Annotated in this window: 29 protein-coding genes; 10 read left to right on the top strand and 19 right to left on the bottom strand. The window is 51.1% G+C overall.

Going from position 1 to position 26,347, the window contains the following annotated elements; translation table 11 throughout:
* Nucleotides 1-46: 46 nt before the first annotated feature.
* Complete coding sequence (yfhL, locus tag ACJHWK_RS12655; RefSeq protein ID WP_001196285.1) at nt 47-307, top strand: 4Fe-4S dicluster ferredoxin YfhL; 261 nt, start codon at nt 47-49, stop codon at nt 305-307.
* A gap of 194 nt (nt 308-501) precedes the next feature.
* Here the strand turns inward: yfhL and shoB are convergent, their stop codons facing one another.
* The 13 genes from shoB to rseD all read right to left on the bottom strand — a co-directional run bounded on the left by shoB (nt 502) and on the right by rseD (nt 10,549).
* Nucleotides 502-582, bottom strand: coding sequence for a type I toxin-antitoxin system toxin ShoB (gene shoB, locus ACJHWK_RS12650; protein WP_000128776.1), 81 nt, complete (start codon nt 580-582; stop codon nt 502-504).
* A gap of 419 nt (nt 583-1,001) precedes the next feature.
* On the bottom strand, nt 1,002-1,382 hold the full coding sequence (gene acpS / locus ACJHWK_RS12645) for a holo-ACP synthase (protein ID WP_001521083.1): 381 nt from the start codon (nt 1,380-1,382) through the stop codon (nt 1,002-1,004).
* Nucleotides 1,382-2,113, bottom strand: coding sequence for a pyridoxine 5'-phosphate synthase (pdxJ, locus tag ACJHWK_RS12640; RefSeq protein ID WP_001314938.1), 732 nt, complete (start codon nt 2,111-2,113; stop codon nt 1,382-1,384). The genes acpS and pdxJ overlap by 1 nt, the downstream gene beginning before the upstream one ends.
* A gap of 11 nt (nt 2,114-2,124) precedes the next feature.
* Nucleotides 2,125-2,853 carry a DNA repair protein RecO gene (gene recO, locus ACJHWK_RS12635; RefSeq protein WP_000399404.1) on the bottom strand — a complete coding sequence of 243 codons (729 nt, stop codon included), beginning with the start codon at nt 2,851-2,853 and terminating at the stop codon, nt 2,125-2,127.
* Between the two features lie 11 nt (nt 2,854-2,864).
* On the bottom strand, nt 2,865-3,770 hold the full coding sequence (gene era, locus ACJHWK_RS12630) for a GTPase Era (protein ID WP_000020737.1): 906 nt from the start codon (nt 3,768-3,770) through the stop codon (nt 2,865-2,867).
* Nucleotides 3,767-4,447: a ribonuclease III gene (gene rnc / locus ACJHWK_RS12625; protein ID WP_001068343.1), complete on the bottom strand. Its 681-nt coding sequence runs from the start codon at nt 4,445-4,447 to the stop codon at nt 3,767-3,769. Before rnc ends, era begins: the two co-directional genes overlap by 4 nt.
* A 272-nt stretch (nt 4,448-4,719) precedes the next feature.
* A complete protein-coding gene (gene lepB / locus ACJHWK_RS12620; protein ID WP_000002542.1) occupies nt 4,720-5,694 on the bottom strand; it encodes a signal peptidase I in 975 nt (324 codons plus the stop codon).
* Nucleotides 5,695-5,709: 15 nt separating this feature from the next.
* Nucleotides 5,710-7,509: a translation elongation factor 4 gene (lepA, locus tag ACJHWK_RS12615; protein ID WP_001521085.1), complete on the bottom strand. Its 1,800-nt coding sequence runs from the start codon at nt 7,507-7,509 to the stop codon at nt 5,710-5,712.
* A gap of 197 nt (nt 7,510-7,706) precedes the next feature.
* Nucleotides 7,707-8,186, bottom strand: a complete 480-nt coding sequence (gene rseC, locus ACJHWK_RS12610; RefSeq protein ID WP_000589053.1) for a SoxR-reducing system protein RseC — start codon at nt 8,184-8,186, stop codon at nt 7,707-7,709.
* Entirely contained in the window at nt 8,183-9,139 is a 957-nt protein-coding gene (gene rseB, locus ACJHWK_RS12605) for a sigma-E factor regulatory protein RseB (protein ID WP_000812053.1), read from the bottom strand. Before rseB ends, rseC begins: the two co-directional genes overlap by 4 nt.
* Nucleotides 9,139-9,789, bottom strand: coding sequence for an anti-sigma-E factor RseA (gene rseA, locus ACJHWK_RS12600; protein ID WP_001168459.1), 651 nt, complete (start codon nt 9,787-9,789; stop codon nt 9,139-9,141). Before rseA ends, rseB begins: the two co-directional genes overlap by 1 nt.
* Before the next feature lie 32 nt (nt 9,790-9,821).
* Nucleotides 9,822-10,397 (bottom strand): RNA polymerase sigma factor RpoE, encoded by a 576-nt coding sequence (gene rpoE, locus ACJHWK_RS12595; RefSeq protein WP_001295364.1) that lies wholly within the window; start codon nt 10,395-10,397, stop codon nt 9,822-9,824.
* Nucleotides 10,394-10,549 carry a rpoE leader peptide RseD gene (gene rseD, locus ACJHWK_RS12590; protein ID WP_001303621.1) on the bottom strand — a complete coding sequence of 52 codons (156 nt, stop codon included), beginning with the start codon at nt 10,547-10,549 and terminating at the stop codon, nt 10,394-10,396. Before rseD ends, rpoE begins: the two co-directional genes overlap by 4 nt.
* A 255-nt stretch (nt 10,550-10,804) precedes the next feature.
* On the opposite strand from rseD, the gene nadB reads away from it, so the two are divergent.
* A complete protein-coding gene (gene nadB / locus ACJHWK_RS12585) occupies nt 10,805-12,427 on the top strand; it encodes an L-aspartate oxidase (RefSeq protein ID WP_001094401.1) in 1,623 nt (540 codons plus the stop codon).
* Here the strand turns inward: nadB and trmN are convergent.
* Nucleotides 12,412-13,149, bottom strand: coding sequence for a tRNA(1)(Val) (adenine(37)-N(6))-methyltransferase TrmN (trmN, locus tag ACJHWK_RS12580; RefSeq protein ID WP_001295363.1), 738 nt, complete (start codon nt 13,147-13,149; stop codon nt 12,412-12,414). The two genes, nadB and trmN, sit on opposite strands and share 16 nt — an antisense overlap.
* Nucleotides 13,150-13,280: 131 nt before the next feature.
* Between trmN and srmB the strand changes: the two genes are divergently transcribed.
* Nucleotides 13,281-14,615, top strand: a complete 1,335-nt coding sequence (gene srmB / locus ACJHWK_RS12575; protein ID WP_000219193.1) for an ATP-dependent RNA helicase SrmB — start codon at nt 13,281-13,283, stop codon at nt 14,613-14,615.
* A 32-nt stretch (nt 14,616-14,647) separates the two neighbouring features.
* On the opposite strand, the gene ACJHWK_RS12570 is transcribed toward srmB, so the two are convergent.
* Complete coding sequence (locus ACJHWK_RS12570) at nt 14,648-15,529, bottom strand: LysR family transcriptional regulator (RefSeq protein WP_001521087.1); 882 nt, start codon at nt 15,527-15,529, stop codon at nt 14,648-14,650.
* A gap of 102 nt (nt 15,530-15,631) precedes the next feature.
* On the opposite strand from ACJHWK_RS12570, the gene eamB reads away from it, so the two are divergent.
* Nucleotides 15,632-16,219, top strand: a complete 588-nt coding sequence (eamB, locus tag ACJHWK_RS12565) for a cysteine/O-acetylserine transporter (protein ID WP_170886116.1) — start codon at nt 15,632-15,634, stop codon at nt 16,217-16,219.
* A gap of 61 nt (nt 16,220-16,280) precedes the next feature.
* Here the strand turns inward: eamB and grcA are convergent, their stop codons facing one another.
* Complete coding sequence (gene grcA / locus ACJHWK_RS12560) at nt 16,281-16,664, bottom strand: autonomous glycyl radical cofactor GrcA (RefSeq protein WP_000627804.1); 384 nt, start codon at nt 16,662-16,664, stop codon at nt 16,281-16,283.
* Nucleotides 16,665-16,968: 304 nt separating this feature from the next.
* On the opposite strand from grcA, the gene ung reads away from it, so the two are divergent.
* Complete coding sequence (gene ung / locus ACJHWK_RS12555) at nt 16,969-17,658, top strand: uracil-DNA glycosylase (RefSeq protein ID WP_001262721.1); 690 nt, start codon at nt 16,969-16,971, stop codon at nt 17,656-17,658.
* A 47-nt stretch (nt 17,659-17,705) separates the two neighbouring features.
* Here ung and ACJHWK_RS12550 read toward each other — a convergent pair whose 3' ends face one another.
* Nucleotides 17,706-18,743, bottom strand: a complete 1,038-nt coding sequence (locus ACJHWK_RS12550; protein WP_001521090.1) for a tRNA/rRNA methyltransferase — start codon at nt 18,741-18,743, stop codon at nt 17,706-17,708.
* A 206-nt stretch (nt 18,744-18,949) separates the two neighbouring features.
* On the opposite strand from ACJHWK_RS12550, the gene trxC reads away from it, so the two are divergent.
* The 5 genes from trxC (at nt 18,950) to ACJHWK_RS12525 (ending at nt 24,666) form a co-directional block, all read left to right on the top strand.
* Nucleotides 18,950-19,369 (top strand): thioredoxin TrxC, encoded by a 420-nt coding sequence (gene trxC / locus ACJHWK_RS12545; RefSeq protein ID WP_001098726.1) that lies wholly within the window; start codon nt 18,950-18,952, stop codon nt 19,367-19,369.
* Nucleotides 19,370-19,437: 68 nt separating this feature from the next.
* Complete coding sequence (tapT, locus tag ACJHWK_RS12540; protein WP_001308860.1) at nt 19,438-20,136, top strand: tRNA-uridine aminocarboxypropyltransferase; 699 nt, start codon at nt 19,438-19,440, stop codon at nt 20,134-20,136.
* Nucleotides 20,137-20,167: 31 nt separating this feature from the next.
* Entirely contained in the window at nt 20,168-22,828 is a 2,661-nt protein-coding gene (gene patZ / locus ACJHWK_RS12535; protein WP_001521091.1) for a peptidyl-lysine N-acetyltransferase PatZ, read from the top strand.
* A 113-nt stretch (nt 22,829-22,941) separates the two neighbouring features.
* The gene (pssA, locus tag ACJHWK_RS12530) at nt 22,942-24,297 is read left to right on the top strand and encodes a CDP-diacylglycerol--serine O-phosphatidyltransferase (protein ID WP_000949265.1); all 1,356 of its coding nucleotides are present in this window, start codon (nt 22,942-22,944) and stop codon (nt 24,295-24,297) included.
* A 45-nt stretch (nt 24,298-24,342) separates the two neighbouring features.
* Complete coding sequence (locus tag ACJHWK_RS12525) at nt 24,343-24,666, top strand: YfiM family lipoprotein (protein WP_001696047.1); 324 nt, start codon at nt 24,343-24,345, stop codon at nt 24,664-24,666.
* On the opposite strand, the gene kgtP is transcribed toward ACJHWK_RS12525, so the two are convergent.
* Nucleotides 24,663-25,961, bottom strand: a complete 1,299-nt coding sequence (gene kgtP, locus ACJHWK_RS12520; RefSeq protein ID WP_000841103.1) for an alpha-ketoglutarate permease — start codon at nt 25,959-25,961, stop codon at nt 24,663-24,665. The genes ACJHWK_RS12525 and kgtP overlap by 4 nt on opposite strands.
* Before the next feature lie 308 nt (nt 25,962-26,269).
* Nucleotides 26,270-26,347, bottom strand: a 78-nt coding sequence (locus ACJHWK_RS12515) for an IS3 family transposase (RefSeq protein WP_322967685.1), incomplete at its 5' end; no start/stop codon positions are given.

The raw sequence follows: 26,347 nt of genomic DNA, 5'->3' as shown, positions 1-26,347 counted from the left end.
GCGCGTATAATGCCCGCCCGGTTTGTGTTGTTTTGAGAGTTTCCTTATGGCGCTGTTAATCACTAAAAAATGCATCAATTGTGATATGTGTGAACCCGAATGCCCGAATGAGGCGATTTCAATGGGCGATCATATCTATGAGATTAACAGCGATAAGTGTACCGAATGCGTAGGGCACTACGAGACACCAACCTGCCAGAAGGTGTGCCCGATCCCCAATACTATTGTGAAGGATCCGCAACATGTCGAGACGGAAGAACAGTTGTGGGATAAATTTGTGCTGATGCATCACGCGGATAAAATTTAATATTCTGCTCCTGGAGTAGACTATTGTTGACTTTATAGTGTGAGCCTTCAGGTTCTTATATTTATTTTCGTGATGTGATCATAAATATCAATTATTTCATGAATGATAACACTATCTGTATAAGCACTTATTTATAATTATTAAAGGCGCGCCTGGCTGGTTAACCTGACGCGCCTTAAGTACGTTTCCTTATGTTATAAGAACAGAAGGATCAGCTGTAAAACAGCAATGATGATTTTGATGACCCGTTTAATAAGGTATCGGCAATCAGTCATTCGTTTTTCCTTAAACAAGGAATGCAGCCGTTCAGATTAGCCCTTACATCTCCCCAAAACTGAACGTGCGAGTTATTGAGGGTGCATGCTGCACTCCACACCAGAGCTTTGACGACACCACTCGTTTCAATGGGGGAATTCTGTGGCATGGTATAAAGCACAGCAAAATCGCCAATAACGAAGCCAATTTTAATGTACTTCCGAATTGGCGGTCACGTTAATCTTTCCATCAATATTGTTTTCTTCGTAAAGGCTCGAGTTTTTATGCTAAAGATTGCAAGTTGCTTGTAAAAGATAACCGCCCTGATCCATAATCGCTCTTGTTGAGGGTGCGTGCTGCACAAAATTAAAGTTAAAAAGTAAAACCCCCGTTCCTTACCAGTTCGGGGGTTTTACTTTATAAAGAGAACGGTATTTTTTTAACTTTCAATAATTACCGTGGCACAAGCATAGTGGCGTTCATCTGCCAGCGTTACATGCATATTTACAACGCCGAGCTTTTCCGCCAGTTTTAATGCCTCACCCCATAGCCGTAGCCGTGGTTTGCCGAGCTCATCATTAAATACTTCAAATTGATTAAACGCCAGACCATTGCGGATCCCGGTGCCAAACGCTTTTGCCGCCGCTTCTTTCACAGCAAAACGCTTCGCCAGAAAACGCACCGGCTGGTGGTGCGTTTTCCAGATTGCCCATTCGTTATCGCTTAATACGCGGCGTGCCAGGCGCTCACCGGATCGGGCGATCACCGCTTCTATGCGAGCGATCTCCACAATATCCGTACCTAAACCTAATATTGTCATTAGCCACGCGCTTCCAGCATCAGACGCTTCATTTCTGCCACCGCATCTTTCAGTCCGGTCATCACTGCACGACCAATAATGGCATGACCGATATTCAGTTCATGCATCTCAGGGATGGCGGCAATAGCTTTCACGTTGTGATAGGTCAGACCGTGACCAGCGTTAACTTTCAGACCGAGACTAGCGGCAAAGGTCGCGGCTTTGGCGATACGCGCCAGCTCTTGCGCCTGTTCGGCGTCAGTTTTGGCATCAGCATAGCAACCTGTGTGGATCTCGATAAACGGTGCGCCAACCTCTGCCGCAGCTTTGATCTGCTCTACATCGGCGTCGATAAACAGAGAAACCTGGATCCCGGCATCTGCCAGACGTTTGCAGGCATCGCGCATTTTTTCACGCTGCCCTGCGACGTCCAGGCCGCCTTCGGTTGTTACTTCCTGACGCTTTTCAGGTACCAGGCAGCAAAAATGCGGCTTTGTTTCAACGGCGATCGCCAGCATCTCTTCGGTCACCGCCATCTCCAGATTCATGCGGGTATCCAGCGTCTGACGCAGGATGCGCACATCACGGTCAGTAATGTGGCGGCGATCTTCACGTAAATGCACGGTAATGCCGTCTGCTCCCGCCTGCTCAGCAATAAACGCCGCCTGCACCGGATCCGGGTAAGCAGTACCGCGTGCGTTACGCAGCGTTGCAATATGGTCAATGTTGACGCCTAACAGTAATTCAGCCATGACAATCCTCATCATTCATAATGTGTTTTCACCGTTCGCTTAGGCATAAACTGCCGGAACAGTTCCCTGCTCTTTAATGGTTTACCGCCAAGATACGGCTTAAGCGCCATGCGGGTAAAGCGTTTCGCGGCGCGCAGTGTGTCTGCGTCAGGAAATTCCCGCGCGTTTAACGCTTTTAACTGCCTTCCGGTGAACGTTTTATTGTCGATAACGACGCTTGCGATAAACCCTTTTTCTTCGCGATAACGATACGTCATGGTGTCATCTACCGGCTCGCCGCTACCCGCACAATGGGTAAAATTGACGCCATAGCCCAGATGCCCGAGCAGTGCCAGTTCAAAGCGGCGCAGCGCGGGTTCTGGCGTACCAGTGACCCCGGCAAGAGACTGAATGCAGTGCAAGTAATCGAAAAAGAGTTCAGAGAAGCGCGTCTCGTATTCCAGTACGCGGGAGAGAAGTTCGTTGATGTACAGACCGCTGTAAAGCGTGATACCGCTTAATGGCAGCGCCAGCGAGACGGCTTCAGCACTGCGCAGCGTTTTGACTTCGCCACGCCCGCCGAAACGTAGCAAGAGAGGGGTGAAAGGCTGTAATGCACCTTTCAGAGTAGAGCGTTTAGAGCGTGCGCCTTTGGCAACCAGACGCACGCGACCCGATTCCTCCGTGAAGACGTCCAGCATCAGGCTGGTTTCGCTCCACGGGCGACTATGCAGGACAAATGCGCGCTGCCAGCCTTCCATCGGAGTTACTCTTAAAGATCGTCAACGTAACCGAGACTGCGCAGTGCGCGTTCGTCGTCGGCCCAACCGGATTTCACTTTTACCCACAGCTCAAGGTGAACAGGCGCTTCGAACATTTCCTGCATGTCTTTACGCGCTTCAATCCCGATGGTTTTGATCTTGGCCCCTTTGTTGCCAATAACCATCTTCTTCTGCCCTTCACGCTCAACGAGAATCAAACCGTTGATGTCATAACCGCCTCGTTCGTTAGAGACGAAACGTTCGATCTCCACGGTCACGGAGTACGGCAGTTCAGCGCCGAGGAAACGCATCAGTTTTTCGCGGATGATTTCAGACGCCATAAAACGCTGTGAGCGATCGGTGATGTAATCTTCCGGGAAGTGATGGGTCGCTTCAGGCAGATGCTTACGCACGATTGCTGCGATAGTGTCGACATTCAGCCCGGTTTCAGCAGAGATCGGCACGATATCGAGGAAGTTCATCTGGCTTGCCAGGAACTGTAAGTGTGGCAGCAGATCGGCTTTTTCCTGCACGTTGTCCACTTTGTTCACCGCGAGGATTACCGGCGCTTTGCCATCACGCAGCTTGTTGAGCACCATTTCGTCGTCCGGCGTCCAGCGGGTGCCTTCAACGACAAAAATCACCAGCTCAACGTCGCCAATGGAGCTGCTCGCCGCTTTGTTCATCAGGCGGTTAATGGCGCGTTTTTCTTCCATATGCAGGCCCGGGGTATCGACGTAGATCGCCTGATACGCGCCTTCAGTATGGATCCCCACAATGCGGTGACGAGTTGTCTGCGCCTTGCGGGAGGTGATAGAGATCTTCTGCCCCAACAGTTTGTTCAATAATGTGGATTTGCCAACGTTCGGACGTCCGACGATAGCAATAAATCCGCAGTAACTTTTATCGATGCTCATTCCAGCTCCAGTTTTTTCAACGCCTGTTCGGCGGCAGCCTGCTCAGCCTTACGACGGCTTGAACCTGTGCCAACCACCGGTTCACTCAGGCCGCTGACCTGGCAGTGGATAGTAAATTCCTGATCGTGTGCTTCGCCACGTACCTGGACGACCAGATAAGTCGGCAGCGGCAGATGGCGACCCTGCAAATATTCTTGCAAGCGCGTTTTCGGATCTTTTTGTTTATCGCCTGGGCTAATTTCGTCCAGACGGGTTTGATACCAGTTAAGGATTAATTTCTCGACGGTTTGAATATCACTGTCGAGGAATACGCCACCAATTAATGCTTCGACGGTGTCGGCGAGAATTGACTCACGACGAAATCCACCGCTTTTAAGTTCACCTGGCCCTAAACGTAAGCACTCGCCTAACTCAAATTCGCGCGCCAGTTCAGCCAGCGTATTGCCACGGACCAGCGTGGCGCGCATCCGGCTCATATCGCCTTCATCCACACGAGGGAAACGGTGATAAAGCGCATTGGCGATAACGTAGCTCAGAATAGAGTCGCCTAAAAATTCTAAACGCTCGTTATGTTTGCTGCTGGCACTACGATGAGTTAATGCCTGCTGCAACAGTTCCTGATGATTAAAAGTGTAGCCCAGCTTCCGTTGAAGCCGATTAATTACGATGGGGTTCATGCGATACCAATAAATAAATGCGTCAACAATTCAGCACACGAAACAGACCTGATATACATGGTTCTGCTAACTGCTTCGCTGCAGTTTCAGTTTACCGGTATATGGGGACCAACGCTGTTTCGTGTGCCGTGGCAACCTGGAGGTGCCAACCTTAAACTTCGGGGGAATATTCTATACACAACGACGGGGGATGTCGTTAGCCACGGGAGATTTATCTCATAAATAATTCACGTTGTCGCCATAACGGCGACAACGTGAACGAAGATGGGCTATTAATGGATGCCGCCAATGCGACTTAAGCGCACACCTGTCGGCCATTCGCCTTCTTGCTTATCGAAGCTCATCCAGATAGCCGTTGCCCGACCGACCAGATTCGCTTCCGGCACAAAGCCCCAGTAACGGCTGTCCGCGCTGTTGTCGCGGTTGTCACCCATCATGAAGTATTGTCCCGGCGGAACAATCCAGGTTGCCAGTTGTTGCCCTGGCTGCTGGTAATACATCCCCACCTGGTCCTGCGCAATCGGCACTGTCAGAATGCGGTGCGTCACATCACCCAGTGTCTCTTTACGCTCGGAAAGACGAATTCCATTTTCTTTGGTTTCGTTTTTCGGCACTTCAAAGAATCCGCTGGTCGCTTCCCCACCATTACGGCGTGAGAAGGTCTGAACGAAATCGCTCGGTTCCACGTTGGAGTAGGTGACCGGCAGCGCGTTTTCACATGCCTGACCGGAACTGCATCCCGGTTGAATCGTCAGCTCTTTCGAGACCGGATCATAAGTGACTTTATCGCCCGGTAAACCCACCGCGCGCTTGATGTAATCAAGCTTTGGATCTTCCGGATATTTAAAGACCACGATATCGCCGCGTTTCGGATGACCGGTTTCGATCAGCGTTTTCTGGTAGATAGGATCTTTAATGCCATAAGCAAACTTCTCTACCAGAATAAAATCACCGATTAACAGAGTCGGCATCATCGAACCTGACGGGATCTGGAACGGTTCATAAATAAACGAACGCACAATCAATACGATAGCCAGCACCGGAAAAACAGAAGCACCGGTTTCCAGCCAGCCAGGCTTCGGCGCAACTTTCTTCAGCGTTGCTTTATCCAGTGAGTCACCGGCAGCCGCCTGCGCCGCTGCCTGACGTTCCCGCCGTTTAGGTGCGAAAAAGAATTTATCCACGCACCATAAAATGCCCGTCACCAGTGTGGCAATCACCAGAATCAGGGCAAACATATTCGCCATGCCAACTCCTAAGGGTTATTTGTTGTCTTTGCCGACGTGCAGAATGGCGAGGAACGCTTCCTGCGGCAGCTCGACGTTACCGATCTGCTTCATGCGTTTCTTACCTTCTTTCTGCTTCTGCAGCAGCTTTTTCTTACGGCTGATATCGCCGCCATAACATTTAGCCAGTACGTTTTTACGCAGCTGTTTCACGGTGGAGCGCGCAATGATGTGCGTACCAATCGCTGCCTGAATGGCGATATCAAACTGCTGGCGTGGGATCAGATCTTTCATCTTCTCCACCAGCTCGCGACCGCGGTTTTGCGAATTATCACGGTGGGTGATCAACGCCAGCGCATCAACACGATCACCGTTGATTAATACGTCTACACGTACCATGTCGGACGCCTGGAAGCGTTTGAAGTTGTAATCCAGAGACGCATAACCACGCGAGGTAGATTTCAGGCGATCGAAGAAATCGAGCACCACTTCCGCCATCGGGATCTCGTACGTCAGCGCCACCTGATTACCGTGGTAAACCATATTGGTCTGCACGCCGCGTTTTTCTACGCACAGTGTAATAACGTTGCCGAGATATGCCTGCGGCAGCAGCATGTGACACTCTGCAATCGGCTCGCGCAGTTCGTAGATGTTATTTACCGCTGGCAGCTTGGATGGGCTGTCGACGTAGATAACTTCTCTTGACGTGGTTTCAACTTCATACACTACGGTCGGCGCAGTGGTGATCAGATCCAGATCGTATTCACGTTCCAGACGTTCCTGGATGATCTCCATGTGCAGCAGGCCGAGGAAGCCGCAGCGGAAACCAAAGCCCAGCGCGCTGGAGCTTTCCGGCTCATAGAACAGTGAAGCATCGTTCAGGCTGAGTTTGCCCAGCGCGTCACGGAAGGCTTCATAGTCGTCGGAACTTACCGGGAACAGACCGGCGTATACCTGCGGTTTGACTTTCTTAAAGCCAGGCAGCGCCTTTTCTGCCGGATTACGCGCCAGCGTTAAGGTATCGCCTACTGGAGCGCCGTGGATATCTTTAATCGCACATACCAGCCAACCTACTTCGCCACATTTCAGTTCAGTGCGGTCAACCTGTTTTGGCGTGAAGATACCCAGACGGTCGGCGTTATAGGTCTGCCCGGTACTCATGACTTTCACTTTGTCGCCCTTACGCAGGGTGCCGTTTTTAATACGGATAAGTGAAACAACGCCCAGGTAGTTGTCGAACCAGGAGTCGATAATGAGTGCCTGCAACGGGCCTTCCGGATCGCCTTCCGGCGGCGGAATGTCGCGCACCAGACGTTCGAGAACGTCCTGCACGCCAACGCCGGTTTTCGCTGAACAGCGCACCGCGTCGGTGGCGTCGATGCCGACAATATCTTCAATTTCTTCCGCCACGCGTTCAGGATCGGCTGCCGGCAGGTCAATCTTGTTCAGTACCGGCACCACTTCGAGATCCATTTCCATGGCGGTGTAGCAGTTTGCCAGGGTTTGCGCTTCTACGCCCTGCCCGGCGTCGACCACCAGCAATGCACCTTCACAGGCAGCCAGCGAACGAGAAACTTCATAAGAGAAGTCAACGTGGCCCGGGGTGTCGATAAAGTTAAGCTGATAGGTTTCGCCGTCAGACGCTTTGTAGTCCAGCGTCACGCTTTGCGCTTTGATGGTAATGCCACGCTCACGCTCAAGATCCATGGAATCGAGAACCTGCGCCTCCATTTCACGGTCAGACAGGCCACCGCAGATCTGGATAATACGGTCAGACAGCGTCGATTTACCGTGGTCAATGTGAGCTATGATCGAAAAGTTACGTATATTCTTCATAAAGTATGATTATTGTGCCTTAATGCCCGGTTAACCAGGCTTTTAGAAGTCGCTGTTCTGAGCTTAACGTCTGTATTAATAGAAACGCCGCATTCTACACTACAACATTGAGGCGAGGAAATGTTCATACCGTATGGATTGTGGTATCTGGAAACGTCCTCGCATTTGTTATGCAAAATGCAACAAAGCCAGTGAAATCACTGGCTCGCGTCTTCCGAAGATGTTTCAAATCGCACAAGGCCAGGCGGCAATGCCACGCTTAAGATGATCGGTTGCCATTCAGACCGGGCAGCAAACTTTCGAGAGCAGCCACGTGCAATCAGGAATCCACCAACGCCACCGAGAATCGCACCGCATAATGCTGCAATATCTGAAGCAAAGAGTAGCTGAAATAGTGAAGCGATGAGGAATAGTCCCATCAACGGCGACATATAAACCAGTAATGCGGAGCTAAGCAGGCTGCCTTCGGCGATTCCTAATTCTACTTTTTGCCCCGGCACTAACGGCTCATCACAGGGTACGACAATGGTATGCGTGGTTTGCGGGCCAAGTTTATTCAACACGCGGCTACCGCAACCGGCACGTGAAGCGCAGCTGCTGCATGAGGCTTTAACATCACAACTGACCAGCGCCTGCCCGTTTTCCCAGGAGACGACGGTAGCCCACTCTTTGATCATTGCGCTGCCCCGAACTTAATATTCTCGGCAATGCGTTTCGCCGTTTGCGGCGGCAGTTCACCGACAATGGTGATTTCGGCGTTATCACGTACGCTTGTACTGACGGTTCTGCGTCCGGTGCGCAACATCTGATCGGTGCTCGATGGCGTAGCGCGGTTAACGTTTACCGAAAAGCTGAATAATCCGTCGGAATAGAGACGTGATTCGATAGGCATGTTGTCCATCGTCGGTAGCGGACGTCGGCTACTGGAAACTTCGCTAAAACCCTGTGGCAACCAGGTTGGCGTCCAGCTGAATTTAGCTTTTTCACCTACAGGAACAGAAAGCAACGGCGGCAAATTTGCCTTCGCCAGCGTCTGCATACTGCTGCTGATATCCTGATTGACATTAAAAGCAATCACGCGAAATTGTTCCAGCGTTTCACCATCGCGATCAAGGAGATCAACCCTCATCGGTAATTTCGATTCGGTGTCCATCCACACGATGTAGCTGTAGCGTGTACCATCTCGGGCAACCACGCGAATAACTTCGCAAAGACGATCAGCAATACGCGTGCGCCCGACGGAGATAAAGTCGTAGTAAGGAGAAAGGCGTTTGAAATCGGTATAGATGAGCGATGGCAGAGAATCAACAATGTAATCGCCATTAAGCGTGAACGGTTCAAGTCCCGGTTCAAAATAGCTGATTTCATTGCCGCGCTGTACCACTTCCCGGCGCGGGCCATCCATTTGCAACAATTGTGCAAGAGGACGGTTATCGAGGCGTGCATGTCGATAACGCAGAGACTCAACACCCTGTTTATTGATGCTGATGAATGACAGCTCGTAATTCAGTGACTGACTGGCCAGGTTCATCTGCTGTAATAACGCCCCGGACGCGGGAGTGGCCGAGGCGTTAGCAGAGAATAACAGGCTACCTGTCACTAATGACATGGCAAACCAAAGTTGCTTCATTACTGCGATTGCGTTCCTAAAGTTTGAATTCCTGGCACCTGTACAGCGGCTTGCTGGGTTTGCGCCTGCTCAAACTGAAGCTGTTCAGAGTGGAGTCGGCGTTGCAGTTCGTAATCCTGCAACATTGCATTAATGCGACGACGCTGCTCCTGTACCTGCTGCTGTTGACCATTATTTGCGGTCGCTTCAGAAGGTACTCCCAGGCTAACCGGGCTGGCTTTACCCATCATCGGCAGTGTATTAAATACCGGCGTTTCGGGCTGCTGGGACGTTTCAGATTGTCCATTATAGTGCTGGACGCCAACGATAACTGCAAGCGATACGCATGCGGCTACGCCCATTTGGGTAAGCTGTGCCGCCCACGGACGTACTTTCTGCCAGAATGGCATTTTCTGCCATTGATGCGGCGCAGGCTGGGCTTCCGGGATCAATGTCGCCGGTTGACGTACTGGCTCTTCTTCAATGGCGGCCATCACGCGTGAAGAGATATCGAAATGGAGCACCTCGGGAGTATCACCCCGCATTGAGTCACGGATTAAGTGATAGCTTTCCCAGGTTTTCTGCATTTCTGGGTTATGAGCCAGTTCGTTAAGCAGCTCACTATCCAGCGTTTCGCCATCCATTAAAGCGGAAAGTTGTTCTTTCTGCATGCCTAATACCCTTATCCAGTATCCCGCTATCGTCAACGCCTGATAAGCGGTTGAACTTTGTTATCAATAGCTTCCCTCGCTCGGAAGATACGTGAACGCACCGTACCTACCGGACAATCCATGATAGCGGCTATCTCTTCATAGCTCAGGCCATCCAGCTCCCGCAAGGTTATTGCCATGCGTAAATCTTCCGGGAGGGACTCAATAGTTCGGAAAACTATCTGTCTCAGTTCTTCTGACAACATTAAGTTCTCAGGGTTCGAAATTTCTTTCAACGCGCCGCCACTTTCGAAGTTTTCAGCTTCAATGGCATCCACATCACTGGAAGGTGGACGACGCCCCTGAGCAACCAGGTAATTTTTCGCTGTATTTACAGCAATCCGATACAGCCATGTATAAAAAGCGCTATCTCCCCGGAACGAATCCAGCGCACGATAGGCTTTAATAAAAGCTTCTTGTACCACATCGGGAACATCACCCGACGGCACATAGCGGGAAACCAGACTCGCCACTTTATGCTGATAGCGCACTACCAGTAAGTTAAAGGCTTTCTGATCTCCCTTCTGGACCCGTTCAACCAGGACCTGGTCCGTTAACTGCTCGCTCATCCGAGGTAAAGTCTCCCCAAACCAAATTTCCACGCGCTATCGAAACGCCACTCCATTAGCTGCAATTTGAGCAAGCAAAGGGTTAGAGTGTCTCGTTTTTGTAAAGTTCCGTAACGCATCTGTTTTTGTTTGTCATGCTGTAGACGGATCATTATCTATCATTATAAGTCTACAGAATCTGAACATCGCATTATCTGTGTAGAAATGCCCATTTAACTGCCTGAAGAGTAACCCAACGGCCTTTTTATTTCACCACCTAATCCTCCACCAGCCAGTAACTTCTCTTTTTCTCGCCGCCCTGCGTCAGCGTGTTTAGCCACTGTAACAAATATTAAAATAGCAGGTGTTTAATCGCACAACATGATGCTATGCTGACCAAACCGTGTTTAGTAAATTAAACAAAGAAAATGAATACTCTCCCTGATCATTCATGTGACGTGTTGATTATCGGTAGCGGCGCAGCCGGACTTTCACTGGCGCTGCGCCTGGCTGATCAGCATCAGGTCATCGTTCTAAGTAAAGGCCCGGTAACGGAAGGTTCAACATTTTATGCCCAGGGCGGTATTGCCGCCGTGTTTGATGAAACTGACAGCATTGACTCGCATGTGGAAGACACATTGATTGCCGGGGCTGGTATTTGCGATCGTCATGCAGTTGAATTTGTCGCCAGCAATGCACGATCCTGTGTGCAATGGCTAATCGACCAGGGGGTGTTGTTTGATACCCACATTCAGCCAAATGGCGCAGAAAGCTACCATCTGACCCGTGAAGGTGGACATAGTCACCGTCGTATTCTTCATGCCGCCGACGCCACCGGTAGAGAAGTAGAAACCACGCTGGTGAGCAAGGCGCTGAACCATCCGAATATTCGCGTGCTGGAGCGCAGCAACGCGGTTGATCTGATTATTTCTGACAAAATTGGCCTGCCGGGCACGCGACGGGTTGTTGGCGCGTGGGTATGGAACCGAAATAAAGAAACGGTGGAAACCTGCCACGCAAAAGCAGTGGTACTGGCAACCGGCGGTGCGTCGAAGGTTTATCAGTACACCACCAATCCAGATATTTCTTCTGGCGATGGCATTGCTATGGCGTGGCGCGCAGGCTGCCGGGTTGCCAATCTCGAATTTAATCAGTTCCACCCTAGCGCACTGTATCACCCACAGGCACGCAATTTCCTGTTAACAGAAGCACTGCGCGGCGAAGGCGCTTATCTCAAGCGCCCGGATGGCACGCGTTTTATGCCCGATTTCGATGAGCGCGGCGAACTGGCCCCGCGCGATATTGTCGCCCGCGCTATTGATCATGAAATGAAACGCCTCGGTGCGGATTGTATGTATCTCGACATCAGCCATAAGCCTGCCGATTTTATTCGCCAGCATTTCCCGATGATCTATGAAAAACTGCTCGGGCTGGGCATTGATCTCACAAAAGAACCGGTGCCGATTGTGCCTGCTGCACACTATACCTGCGGTGGTGTAATGGTTGATGATCATGGGCGTACGGACGTCGAGGGCTTGTATGCCATTGGCGAGGTGAGTTATACCGGCTTACACGGCGCTAACCGCATGGCCTCGAATTCATTGCTGGAGTGTCTGGTCTATGGCTGGTCGGCGGCAGAAGATATCACCAGACGTATGCCTTATGCCCACGGCGTCAGTACGTTACCGCCGTGGGATGAAAGCCGCGTTGAGAACCCTGACGAACGGGTAGTAATTCAGCATAACTGGCACGAGCTACGGCTGTTTATGTGGGATTACGTTGGCATTGTGCGCACAACGAAGCGCCTGGAACGCGCCCTGCGGCGGATAACCATGCTCCAACAAGAAATAGACGAATATTACGCCCATTTCCGCGTCTCAAATAATTTGCTGGAGCTGCGTAATCTGGTACAGGTTGCCGAGTTGATTGTTCGCTGTGCGATGATGCGCAAGGAGAGTCGGGGGTTGCATTTCACGCTGGATTATCCGGAACTACTCACGCATTCCGGTCCATCGATCCTTTCCCCCGGCAATCATTACATAAACAGATAAAAAGCCTGGGTCAGCGCCGTATACGCTTCGGAATAGTTCTGGTCTGGCCCACGAATGACTAAGCGATCGCTAAAGCATTCTCCTGCCTGCGGGGAGAATGCCAGCAGCACCCGATGCGGCAGTCGCGCTTCGTTTTCCGCCACATCCGTCCGCAAACGTAAATGCCAGCCCATACTTAATGCCAGTTCAGTAAAACCATTACCAATCTGCTCTGGCAGCACCACGCAGAAAAATCCCTCTTCGGTAATGCACTCCGCCGCACAGGTCAGCAACGATGGGTGATCAAGCGTAGTGGTATAGCGAGCCTGTTCCCGTTGAGGTGTCGAGCACTCTACTCCCTGCTGATAGTAAGGTGGGTTACTGATGATTAAATCGAAGCGTACTGTCTGCTGTGTGATCCACTGCTGAATATCCGCCGTATGGACGTTAATCCGCTCTGCCCACGGGGACTGGTTGATATTTTCCTGCGCCTGCGCGGCAGCTTCACTTTCCAGTTCAACTGCATCAATCATTACGCTGTCATCGGTTCGCTGCGCCAGCATTAATGCCAGCAACCCGCTACCCGCGCCGATATCAAGGCAACGTTTTACCCCAGCCACCGGTGCCCATGCGCCCAGCAAAATGCCATCCGTTCCAACTTTCATCGCACAACGATCGTGAGCAACAAAAAACTGTTTAAAAGTAAATCCATTACGACGAAGCACGGATGTAGACTGTGACATGAAAATAAAACCTTGCAGGAAAAACGGCGATAGCACCGGGTGAGAACAATACCCGAGAAGCGATATCCATACAAACAGATGAAGATTGCAGCCGTAACGTCTATAATCAGCGCCCCACACAGAGGTAGAACATGACTGTAACGACTTTTTCCGAACTTGAACTCGACGAAAGCCTGCTGGAAGCCCTCCAGGATAAAGGTTTCACTCGCCCGACCGCCATTCAGGCTGCCGCCATTCCGCCTGCGCTCGATGGCCGTGATGTACTCGGTTCTGCGCCGACAGGCACCGGTAAAACGGCGGCGTATCTGCTGCCAGCGTTGCAGCACCTGCTCGATTTCCCACGTAAGAAATCCGGTCCGCCGCGTATTTTGATCCTCACCCCAACTCGCGAGCTGGCGATGCAGGTAGCCGATCATGCCCGCGAACTGGCGAAACATACGCATCTGGATATTGCCACCATCACCGGCGGCGTAGCCTATATGAACCACGCGGAAGTGTTCAGCGAAAATCAGGACATCGTGGTCGCCACGACCGGACGTCTGCTGCAATACATAAAAGAAGAGAACTTCGATTGCCGCGCGGTTGAAACGCTGATCCTCGACGAAGCAGACCGTATGCTGGATATGGGCTTCGCTCAGGATATCGAACATATTGCTGGCGAAACGCGCTGGCGTAAACAGACCCTGCTCTTTTCGGCAACTCTGGAAGGCGATGCGATTCAGGACTTTGCCGAGCGTCTGCTGGAAGATCCGGTGGAGGTTTCTGCCAATCCGTCCACCCGTGAGCGCAAAAAAATTCATCAGTGGTATTACCGCGCCGATGACCTGGAACATAAAACCGCATTGCTGGTGCATCTGTTAAAACAGCCGGAAGCGACCCGCTCAATTGTGTTTGTGCGTAAGCGTGAGCGTGTGCATGAGCTGGCAAACTGGCTGCGCGAAGCGGGCATCAACAACTGCTATCTCGAAGGTGAGATGGTACAAGGCAAGCGTAACGAAGCGATCAAGCGTTTGACCGAAGGCCGCGTAAACGTACTGGTTGCCACCGATGTTGCTGCACGCGGTATCGACATTCCTGATGTCAGCCACGTCTTTAACTTCGATATGCCGCGCAGTGGTGATACTTATTTGCACCGTATCGGACGTACCGCGCGCGCCGGTCGTAAAGGCACCGCAATTTCGCTGGTGGAAGCCCATGACCATCTGCTGCTGGGCAAAGTTGGCCGTTATATTGAAGAGCCAATTAAAGCTCGCGTAATTGATGAGTTACGCCCGAAAACGCGTGCACCAAGCGAGAAGCAGACCGGCAAGCCATCGAAGAAAGTACTGGCTAAACGTGCCGAGAAGAAAAAAGCTAAAGAGAAAGAGAAGCCGCGGGTGAAAAAACGCCATCGCGACACCAAAAATATTGGTAAGCGCCGTAAACCAAGCGGAACGGGCGTGCCTCCGCAAACGACAGAAGAGTAATTTCAATGCCGGGTTTAAGCCCGGCATTATTTTTATCCCGGCAAAAAACACTCTTCAACACACTGAATAAAAGTGTGCATCGCCGGGCTAACCGCTTTTCCAGCATGGTGTGCGCACATTGCTGTAATCGTCTGCGACTGTTCGCCAAAAGGCAATTCGATTAACTCGCCGCTCGCCAATTCTTTTGCTACCGCAAAGCGCGGCAGGTAGCTGACCCCGATATTCGCCGCGACACAACGTTTGATACTTTCAATGCTTAACAGCTCAATGGTGTTTTCCACCGTGATCCGCCGCTGGCGCAGCGTGCTCTCAAATATCTGCCGGAATACACATTGCGGTTCGTTGATAATAAAGCTACAGGCGTTATGTCTTCCCGGCTCAGTAAAATCGACATCTGCAATTTGCGGTGAAGCTACCAGCACCAGCGATTGCTCACCCAATTCTCGTCGGTTTAGAGCATCATCATTCCCTACGCGGTAAAAGACGCCGACATCAGCCTCATCATTCAGTAGCGCATCACGGATCACGTAACAGTTCAGAGACTGCAACGATAAACGCACTTTTGGTGCGCGTTGCCGAAAACGCTGCAACACCTGCGGCATTCGGTAAGAAAGCAACGTTTCGCCTGAAACAACGCGTAGTTCCCCGTCCGGATCCGACTCTTTTTTGGCAGCCTCACGAAGGGTATCCATCACTCTGGTGAGTTCATAAATGTGCGGCAGCAGCTTTTTTCCTTCGCGGGTAAGGCACATTCGTCGACCAATTTTCTCAAATAACTGGACTGAGAACTCCTGCTCAAGCTGCTGAATATGAAAAGTCACCGTCGATTGTGTGCAGCACAATTTTTGCGAAGCTCGCAAAAAGGAACCCTCTTCCACCACGGTTTTAAGCGTAATAAAACGGCGCAGATCCATAACCCCAAACCTATCGAAAATATCGAATTTAGAATGTAAAAACATTCATTTTTTTAAATGTTCCGTGTCGGGTACTGTCTACCAAAACAGAGGAGATAACAAGTGACACCGACCCTTTTAAGTGCTTTTTGGACTTACACCCTGATTACCGCCATGACGCCAGGACCGAACAATATTCTCGCCCTTAGCTCAGCTACAACGCACGGATTTCGTCAGAGTACTCGCGTGCTGGCAGGGATGAGTCTGGGATTTTTAATCGTCATGTTGCTATGCGTGGGAATTTCGTTTTCACTGGCTGTTATCGACCCGGCAGCAGTGCATCTGTTGAGCTGGGCAGGAGCGGCATATATTGTCTGGCTGGCATGGAAAATCGCTACCAGTCCAACAAAGGAAGACGGACTTCAGGCAAAACCAATCAGCTTTTGGGCCAGCTTTGCTTTGCAGTTTGTGAACGTCAAAATCATTTTGTATGGCGTTACGGCACTGTCGACGTTTGTCCTGCCGCAAACGCAGGCGCTAAGCTGGGTAGTTGGCGTCAGCGTTTTGCTGTCGATGATTGGGACGTTTGGCAATGTGTGCTGGGCGCTGGCGGGGCATCTGTTTCAGCGATTGTTTCGCCAGTATGGTCGCCCGTTAAATATCGTGCTGGCGCTGTTGCTGGTCTATTGTGCGGTACGCATTTTCTATTGAAAGACAAAAAGAAAAGCGGAAGAGGTCACCCTCTTCCGCTTAATAACTTGCTACTTAAGCCTTACAGGCTTTCAGTAAAGGTACGAGCGATAACGTCGCGCTGCTGTTCCGGAGTCAGAGAGTTAAAGCGAACTGCATAACCGGATACACGGATGGTCAGCTGCGGATATTTTTCCGGATGCTTAACTGCATCTTCCAGAGTTTCACGACGCAGAACGTTAACGTTCAGGTGTTGACCACCTTCAACGCGAACTTCTGGTTTCACTTCTACTGGAACTTCACGGTATTCAATATCACCCAGTTTGCTTACTGCAACCACTTCGTCTTCTGCAAAACCTGCTTTCGCAACGATGCAACGCGCTTCGCCTTTTTCGCTGTCCAGCAGCCAGAAAGAGTTCAGCAGATCGTCGTTAGCGGCTTTAGTAATCTGGATACCTGTAATCATGTGATGCCTCCCCGGCAAAATTATTTGATTTGTTCAGCCTGTCGCGGCCAATTGGTAAAACCATTGTTGCTTGAGTGTATATATACTCCTCAAACACCCTTGAATCTTTGATTTAAATCAATAAAAACCACACATCAAGTATGGTTGCAAATGGATTTTATTGTTTTACATCAACTTATGCAGGTGTGAAATTTTACCAATTTACATTTTTTTGCACTCGTTTAAGTCTAAAAAATGAGCATGATTTTGTTCTGTAGAAAGAAGCAGTTAAGCTAGGCGGATTGAAGATTCGCGGGAGAGCGAGATGGCAAACGAATTAACCTGGCATGACGTGCTGGCTGAAGAGAAGCAACAACCCTATTTTCTTAATACCCTACAGACCGTCGCCAGCGAGCGGCAGTCCGGCGTCACTATCTATCCGCCACAAAAGGATGTCTTTAACGCGTTCCGCTTTACAGAGTTGGGTGACGTTAAAGTGGTGATTCTCGGCCAGGATCCTTATCACGGACCGGGACAGGCGCATGGTCTGGCATTTTCCGTTCGCCCCGGCATTGCGACACCGCCGTCACTGCTGAATATGTATAAAGAGCTGGAAAATACTATTCCCGGTTTCACCCGCCCTAATCATGGTTATCTTGAAAGCTGGGCGCGTCAGGGCGTTCTGCTACTCAATACTGTGTTGACGGTTCGCGCAGGTCAGGCGCATTCCCACGCCAGCCTCGGCTGGGAGACCTTCACCGATAAAGTCATCAGCCTGATTAACCAGCATCGCGAAGGCGTGGTGTTTTTGTTGTGGGGCTCACATGCGCAAAAGAAAGGGGCGATTATTGATAAGCAACGCCATCACGTACTGAAAGCGCCGCATCCATCACCGCTTTCTGCGCATCGTGGGTTCTTTGGCTGCAACCATTTTGTGCTGGCAAATCAGTGGCTGGAACAACGTGGCGAGAAACCGATTGACTGGATGCCAGTATTACCGGCAGAGAGTGAGTAAATTTGCAGGAAAACGCCGGATGGCAGCGTTGCCACCCGGCTGATTTATCAGGCTTTATTCTGACGCCACCATTCACCAAGCAAAACGCCAGTTGCGACAGAGATATTTAGCCCGGCAACGTTGCCAGTACCGTCAATCTTCACGCGCAGATCGTTTGGATCGCGTGCGGCATCCGGTAACCCTTCATATTCCTGACCCAGCACCAGTACCATTTTCGCTGGCAGACTGGTTTTGAACAGCGGTTTCCCCTGCTCGCTGGAAGTGGTCACTACGGTGTAACCTGCCTGACGGAAATCATCCAGCACGTTAACAATGTTGTCGCCAGTAATCGGCTGAACGTGCTCTGCGCCGCCTTCTGCGGTACGGATAGCCGCCCCCGACTCCAGCAGTGCCTCATCCTGCACCACAACGCCTTTCACGCCGAAGTGCGCACAGCTGCGCATCATGCCACCCAGGTTATGCGGGTTAGATTCGTTTTCCAGTGCCAGAACGCAATCCTGCGCGCCTGCCTGGCTTACCCACTGCTGCACGGTTGTACCGTTACGCTTTTTGATCAGGAAGCAAACGCCGCCGTGATGTTCCGTGCCTGACGCTTTTGTCAGTTCCGCTTCATCTACCACATGGTACGCTTTGCGGTTTGCTGCCATCCAGCGCAAGGCTTCTTTAAAACGCGGCGTTACACTCTGGATAAACCAGGCGCGAACAATCGCTTCCGGACGGCTCTGGAACAGTGCCTGACAGGCATTTTCGCCGTAGACGCGGGTTTCTTCCGCACGCTGACGACGCAAAACTTCCGGATCAATAAAACTTTTACCACTGATGCCACCGTGATCGGCCTTTTCCGGCGTCTCATCACCCGGCGCGCGGGAAACCGTGCGCCACGGCGAATCTTCCCACTTGCGGTCACGGGGGTGACTCTGTTTGTCATCGCGGGCGGGGCGACGGCCACCGTCAGCACGAGATTTTCCTGGACGCCCGCCCCCTTTCCCGGTACGCGGGTTGTGGGTACGTTTATCAGAATCATCATCACTGCGGACATACATCACTTTGACCTTGCCGCTTTTACCTTTCATTTCATCGTTCATGCTTTTCTCCACCAGCGCTGCGCGAAGCGCGCAGATTACCCGAAGTCCGCGCGGTTCGCCATGATTTCGTACCAAAGCCTGCGACTATCATACCTATTGAATAAAACAGATTGTTGTCTGGAACAATGTCCCCGATAATATGTAACATATTAGAAACATACCGGCGTCGTTGCCGATAAGTCTCCTTACTCATCCCGAGGTTAGTTATGAATACCGTTTGTACCCATTGTCAGGCCATCAATCGCATTCCCGACGATCGGATCGAAGATGCGGCAAAATGCGGACGCTGCGGTCACGACTTGTTTGACGGAGAGGTGATTAATGCGACCGGTGAAACGCTCGACAAATTGCTGAAAGATGATCTACCTGTGGTGATCGACTTCTGGGCACCGTGGTGCGGCCCCTGCCGTAATTTCGCACCAATTTTTGAAGATGTCGCGCAAGAGCGTAGCGGTAAAGTGCGCTTTGTGAAAGTGAATACCGAAGCTGAACGTGAATTGAGCAGTCGCTTTGGAATTCGTAGTATACCGACGATCATGATTTTCAAAAACGGTCAGGTTGTCGACATGCTTAATGGCGCAGTACCGAAAGCGCCGTTTGATAGCTGGCTGAACGAATCTCTTTAATCTTACCGGGGCGCATCTTGTGCCCCGTTTTCTCCTCTGCGACAATGGCGTTTTTTCGACGCTCTCTTATGACCGAAAACGCTGTTCTCCAGTTACGCGCCGAGCGTATTGCGCGCGCAACACGTCCTTTTCTTGCCCGCGGTAATCGCGTTCGTCGCTGCCAACGCTGTCTTTTGCCAGAGAAATTATGTCTCTGTTCGACAATTACCCCAGCACAAGCAAAAAGTCGCTTCTGTTTGCTGATGTTCGACACCGAGCCAATGAAGCCCAGTAATACCGGGCGTCTGATTGCTGATATTTTGCCTGATACCGTTGCGTTTCAATGGTCGCGTACCGAACCCTCGCTAGATTTGCTGGATCTGGTACAAAACCCGGACTATCAGCCAATGGTGGTCTTTCCCGCCTCGTATGCTGATGAGCAACGGGAAGTGATCTTCACACCACCTGCCGGTAAGCCTCCGCTATTTATCATGCTCGATGGTACCTGGCCTGAAGCTCGCAAGATGTTTCGTAAAAGTCCGTATCTGGATAATCTTCCCGTCATTTCCGTCGATCTTTCCCGGCTTTCTGCCTATCGCCTGCGTGAAGCCCAGGCTGAAGGCCAATATTGTACTGCCGAGGTAGCCATCGCACTGTTAGATATGGCCGGCGATACCGGGGCGGCGGCAGGGTTAGGCGAGCATTTTACCCGCTTTAAAACACGCTATCTGGCAGGAAAAACGCAACATCTGGGTAGCATCACAGCAGAACAGTTAGAAAGCGTTTAAAATCATTCGGTCACTTCTGCGGGAGACCGGTATGAGTCAGCGAGGACTGGAAGCACTACTGCGACCAAAATCGATTGCGGTAATTGGCGCATCGATGAAACCCAATCGCGCAGGTTACCTGATGATGCGTAACCTGCTGGCGGGAGGCTTTAACGGACCGGTACTCCCGGTGACGCCTGCCTGGAAAGCGGTGTTGGGTGTGTTGGCCTGGCCGGATATTGCCAGCTTGCCCTTTACACCCGACCTTGCGGTTTTATGTACCAATGCCAGCCGTAATCTTGCTCTTCTGGAAGAGCTCGGCGAGAAAGGCTGTAAAACCTGCATTATTCTTTCCGCCCCGGCATCGCAACACGAAGATCTCCGCGCCTGCGCCCTGCGCCATAACATGCGCCTGCTAGGACCAAACAGTCTGGGTTTACTGGCTCCCTGGCAAGGTCTAAATGCCAGCTTTTCACCTGTGCCGATTAAACGCGGCAAACTGGCGTTTATTTCGCAATCGGCTGCCGTCTCCAACACCATCCTCGACTGGGCGCAACAGCGTGAGATGGGCTTTTCCTACTTTATTGCGCTCGGCGACAGCCTGGATATCGACGTTGATGAATTGCTCGACTATCTGGCGCGCGACAGTAAAACCAGCGCCATCCTGCTCTATCTCGAACAGTTAAGCGACGCGCGACGCTTTGTTTCGGCGGCCCGTAGTGCCTCTCGCAATAAACCGATTCTGGTGATTAAAAGCGGACGTAGCCCGGCGGCTCAACGTCTGTTGAACACCACGGCAGGAATGGATCCGGCGTGGGATGCGGCTATTCAGCGTGCCGGTTTGTTGCGGGTACAGGATACTCACGAGCTGTTTTCGGCAGTGGAAACCCTCAGCCATATGCGCCCACTGCGTGGCGACCGGCTGATGATTATCAGCAACGGTGCTGCGCCTGCCGCGCTGGCGCTGGATGCCTTATGGTCACGCAATGGCAAGCTGGCAACGCTAAGCGAAGAAACCTGCCAGAAACTGCGCGATGCACTGCCAGAACATGTGGCAATCTCTAACCCGCTCGATCTACGCGATGACGCCAGCAGCGAGCATTATGTCAAAACGCTGGACATTCTGCTCCACAGCCAGGATTTTGATGCGCTGATGGTTATTCATTCGCCCAGCGCCGCTGCTCCCGCAACAGAAAGCGCGCAAGTATTAATTGAAGCGGTAAAGCATCATCCCCGCAGCAAGTATGTTTCTCTGCTGACGAACTGGTGTGGCGAACATTCCTCGCAAGAGGCACGACGATTATTCAGCGAAGCCGGGCTGCCGACCTACCGTACCCCGGAAGGAACCATCACTGCTTTTATGCATATGGTGGAGTACCGGCGTAATCAGAAGCAACTACGCGAAACGCCGGCGTTGCCCAGCAATCTGACCTCCAATACCGCAGAAGCGCATCTTCTGTTGCAACAGGCGATTGCCGAAGGAGCAACGTCACTCGATACCCATGAAGTTCAGCCCATCCTGCAAGCATATGGCATGAACACGCTCCCCACCTGGATTGCCAGCGATAGCACCGAAGCGGTGCATATTGCCGAACAGATTGGTTATCCGGTGGCGCTGAAATTGCGTTCGCCGGATATTCCACATAAATCGGAAGTTCAGGGCGTAATGCTCTACCTGCGTACAGCTAATGAAGTCCAGCAAGCGGCAAACGCTATTTTCGATCGCGTAAAAATGGCCTGGCCGCAGGCGCGGATCCACGGCCTGTTGGTGCAAAGTATGGCTAACCGTGCTGGCGCTCAGGAGTTGCGGGTTGTGGTTGAGCACGATCCGGTTTTCGGGCCGTTGATCATGCTGGGCGAAGGCGGTGTGGAGTGGCGTCCTGAAGATCAAGCCGTCGTCGCACTACCGCCGCTGAACATGAACCTGGCCCGCTATCTGGTTATTCAGGGGATCAAAAGTAAAAAGATTCGTGCGCGCAGTGCGCTACGCCCATTAGATGTTGCAGGCTTGAGCCAGCTTCTGGTGCAGGTTTCTAACTTGATTGTCGATTGCCCGGAAATTCAGCGTCTGGATATTCATCCTTTGCTGGCTTCTGGCAGTGAATTTACCGCGCTGGATGTCACGCTGGATATCGCGCCGTTTGAAGGCGATAACGAGAGTCGGCTGGCAGTGCGCCCTTATCCGCATCAGCTGGAAGAATGGGTAGAATTGAAAAACGGTGAACGCTGCTTGTTCCGCCCGATTTTGCCAGAAGATGAGCCACAACTTCAGCAATTCATTTCGCGAGTCACCAAAGAAGATCTTTATTACCGCTACTTTAGCGAGATCAACGAATTTACCCATGAAGATTTAGCCAACATGACGCAGATCGACTACGATCGGGAAATGGCATTTGTAGCGGTACGACGTATTGATCAAACGGAAGAGATCCTTGGCGTCACGCGTGCGATCTCCGACCCTGATAACATCGATGCCGAATTTGCCGTGCTGGTTCGCTCGGATCTCAAAGGGTTAGGCTTAGGTCGACGCTTAATGGAAAAGTTGATTACCTATACGCGAGATCACGGACTGCAACGTCTGAATGGTATTACGATGCCAAACAATCGTGGCATGGTGGCGCTGGCCCGCAAGCTCGGGTTTAACGTTGATATCCAGCTCGAAGAGGGGATCGTTGGGCTTACGCTAAATCTTGCCCAGCGCGAGGAATCATGAGTAAGGTACTGGAAATGTTGACCACTTAATCGGGACTGGTGTTATTATTGCCCGCTTATGTCGTCTGCATTGCACAGAGGACCCTTCAATGAACAGAGAAGAAATGCACTGTGATGTTGTCAAAATTTAAGCGTAATAAACATCAACAACACCTTGCCCAACTACCCAAGATTTCTCAATCAGTTGATGATGTCGATTTCTTTTACGCTCCCGCCGACTTCCGGGAGACGCTGCTGGAAAAAATAGCCAGCGCGAAGCAGCGCATTTGCATTGTCGCCCTGTATCTCGAACAGGATGACGGTGGCAAAGGCATTCTGAACGCGTTGTATGAGGCTAAAAGGCAGCGTCCGGAACTGGATGTGCGGGTGCTGGTCGACTGGCATCGTGCACAACGTGGACGCATTGGCGCTGCGGCATCTAACACTAACGCTGACTGGTACTGCCGCATGGCGCAGGAAAATCCGGGCGTAGATGTTCCGGTTTATGGCGTTCCAATCAATACCCGTGAAGCCCTTGGTGTTCTGCACTTTAAAGGCTTTATCATCGACGATAGCGTACTTTATAGCGGTGCCAGCCTGAACGATGTTTACCTGCATCAGCACGATAAATATCGCTACGACCGTTATCATCTTATCCGTAACCGTAAGATGTCAGACATTATGTTTGAATGGGTTACACAGAATATTATGAATGGCCGCGGCGTTAATCGTCTGGATGATGTTAATCGGCCAAAAAGCCCGGAAATCAAGAACGATATTCGTCTGTTCCGCCAGGAGCTGCGTGATGCCGCTTATCATTTCCAGGGCGATGCCGACAACGATCAGCTTTCCGTAACGCCGTTGGTAGGTCTGGGGAAATCGAGTCTGTTGAACAAGACCATTTTCCATCTTATGCCTTGTGCCGAGCAGAAACTAACCATCTGCACACCTTACTTCAACCTGCCAGCAATCCTTGTGCGCAATATTATCCAGTTGCTGCGCGAAGGGAAAAAGGTCGAAATTATTGTTGGTGATAAAACCGCGAATGACTTCTACATTCCGGAAGATGAACCTTTCAAGATAATTGGCGCATTGCCTTATCTCTATGAGATCAATCTGCGTCGTTTCCTGAGCCGTTTGCAGTATTACGTCAACACTGACCAGTTAGTGGTTCGGTTATGGAAAGATGACGACAACACCTATCACCTGAAAGGGATGTGGGTTGATGATAAGTGGATGTTGATCACTGGTAATAACCTGAACCCGCGCGCCTGGCGTCTGGATCTGGAAAACGCTATTTTGATCCACGATCCGCAACTGGAGCTTGCGCCACAGCGAGAGAAAGAACTGGAGCTGATCCGCGAGCATACCACCATCGTTAAGCACTATCGCGACCTGCAAAGTATTGCCGATTATCCGGTGAAGGTTCGTAAACTCATCCGTCGTTTGCGCCGTATCCGCATCGACCGATTAATTAGCCGCATCCTGTAATCACAACCCCGTCCTGTACGGGGGTTGTTTTTTGGAGGCCACGTTTTGCGTATTCTTTTTGTCTGTTCGCTATTATTACTTTCTGGATGCAGCCATATGGCTAACGATAGCTGGAGCGGGCAGGATAAAGCTCAACACTTTATCGCCTCGGCGATGCTTTCCGCCGCCGGAAATGAATATGCACAGCATCAGGGGATGAGTCGCGATCGCAGTGCCACTTTCGGGCTGATGTTCTCTGTTGGGCTGGGGGCGTCAAAAGAACTTTGGGATAGCCGCCCCGAGGGGAGCGGCTGGAGCTGGAAAGATTTTACCTGGGATGTCGCCGGTGCAACTACTGGCTATACCGTCTGGCAACTGACCCGTCACTAAAGACGCATCCCCTTCCCTTTGCGATGTAGCATCAAAGAAACCAGAAACGCCACCACGGCCATCAAGGTCACATACCAGAAGAAGGCTGTTTCCATTCCTATTGATTTCAGCGACAACGCTACGTACTCCGCCGAACCACCAAATATAGCATTGGCGACCGCATATGACAGACCAACACCTAATGCACGAACCTGTGCCGGGAACATCTCAGCCTTCAGTATTCCACTGATTGAAGTATAAAAACTCACGATCAGCAGGGCACACATCACCAGACCAAAAGCGGCATAAGGCGAGGAAACGTTTTGCAATGCTGAGAGAATAGGAACGGTAAAAATGGCTGCCAGAGAACCGAAACATAACATTGAGGTACGACGACCAATCTTATCCGACAGCGCGCCAATGAGTGGTTGAATAAGCATGAATACAAACAATGCGGCAGTCATAATGCCACTCGCCACGTTGGCATGCATTCCCGCAGTATTTACCAGATACTTCTGCATATAAGTGGTGAAGGTATAGAAACAAAGGGAGCCCGCAGCGGTAAAACCGAGAACCATGATGAATGCACGGCGATTGCGCCATAATCCTTTCAGAGATCCAGCTTCTTTTAAAGCGCGTGTTTCTTGTTGTGAAGTTTCATCTAACTGACGACGTAACCACAACGCCACAACAGCTAACACAGCTCCTAACGCGAAAGGAATACGCCATCCCCACTCTCTGAGTGCAGCGTCTTCCATGGTGTGTTGTAAAACCACGACAACCAGTAGAGCTAGCAGTTGCCCGCCGATCAACGTCACATACTGAAATGATGCGTAAAAACCTTTGCGCCCTTCAACGGCAACTTCACTCATATAGGTGGCGCTGGTGCCATATTCTCCGCCAACGGATAATCCCTGGAATAAACGAGCAAGAAGCAATAATGCCGGAGCCCAGGTACCGATTGTTTCGTAGCCTGGCAAACAGGCGATAACCAGTGAGCCGAAACACATCATACACACCGATAACAGCATCGATTTTTTGCGACCATGTTTATCGGCTATGCGGCCAAATAGCCAACCGCCTATTGGGCGCATCAGAAATCCCGCAGCAAAAACACCTGCTGTTTGCAGTAGTTGAGTCGTCGTGTTCCCGGAAGGGAAGAAGATGTGAGCGAAGTAGAGTGAACAGAACGAGTAGACATAGAAATCGAACCACTCGACCAGATTACCTGAAGAGGCCCCCACAATTGCCCAAATGCGGCGACGAGTATCACTACTTGTCAGTTTGCTGTCTGCCGTTACAGTACTTTCAGCCATGCCATTATGTCTCCTGCCGTAATCCGATGCTTTTGTCGGTCGCTTTTGTTTATTTCTTTTGGTAAAGAAAATGTTATACATTTGTTGCATATCATCATGCAACCTTAACCACGAATTTAGTTAGCAGGAAAATGGTTATTGAGGAGCTTAAGGATAAATTTCTGGTAAGGAGGACACGTATGGAGGTGGGCAAGTTGGGGAAGCCGTATTCGCTGGCGTATGTGGAGGAATAAGCTGCCCCCTATCGTGCCTGCGTAAGCTGGATAAGACGCGCCATGAACTGAACCCCAAAACCTGGACAGTTTCAGTTAACCGGCTTTTTGATACTCAGTCCGGTATTCTACCGGGCTGAGTCCCCCAAGACTGAGTTTTATTCTTTTTTGATT

Source organism: Escherichia sp. WS547, from assembly GCF_046486065.1.
Lineage (GTDB): Bacteria > Pseudomonadota > Gammaproteobacteria > Enterobacterales > Enterobacteriaceae > Escherichia > Escherichia coli.
Note: the sequence above shows the minus strand (reverse complement) of the source record. Positions and strands in the feature narration are given on the sequence as shown.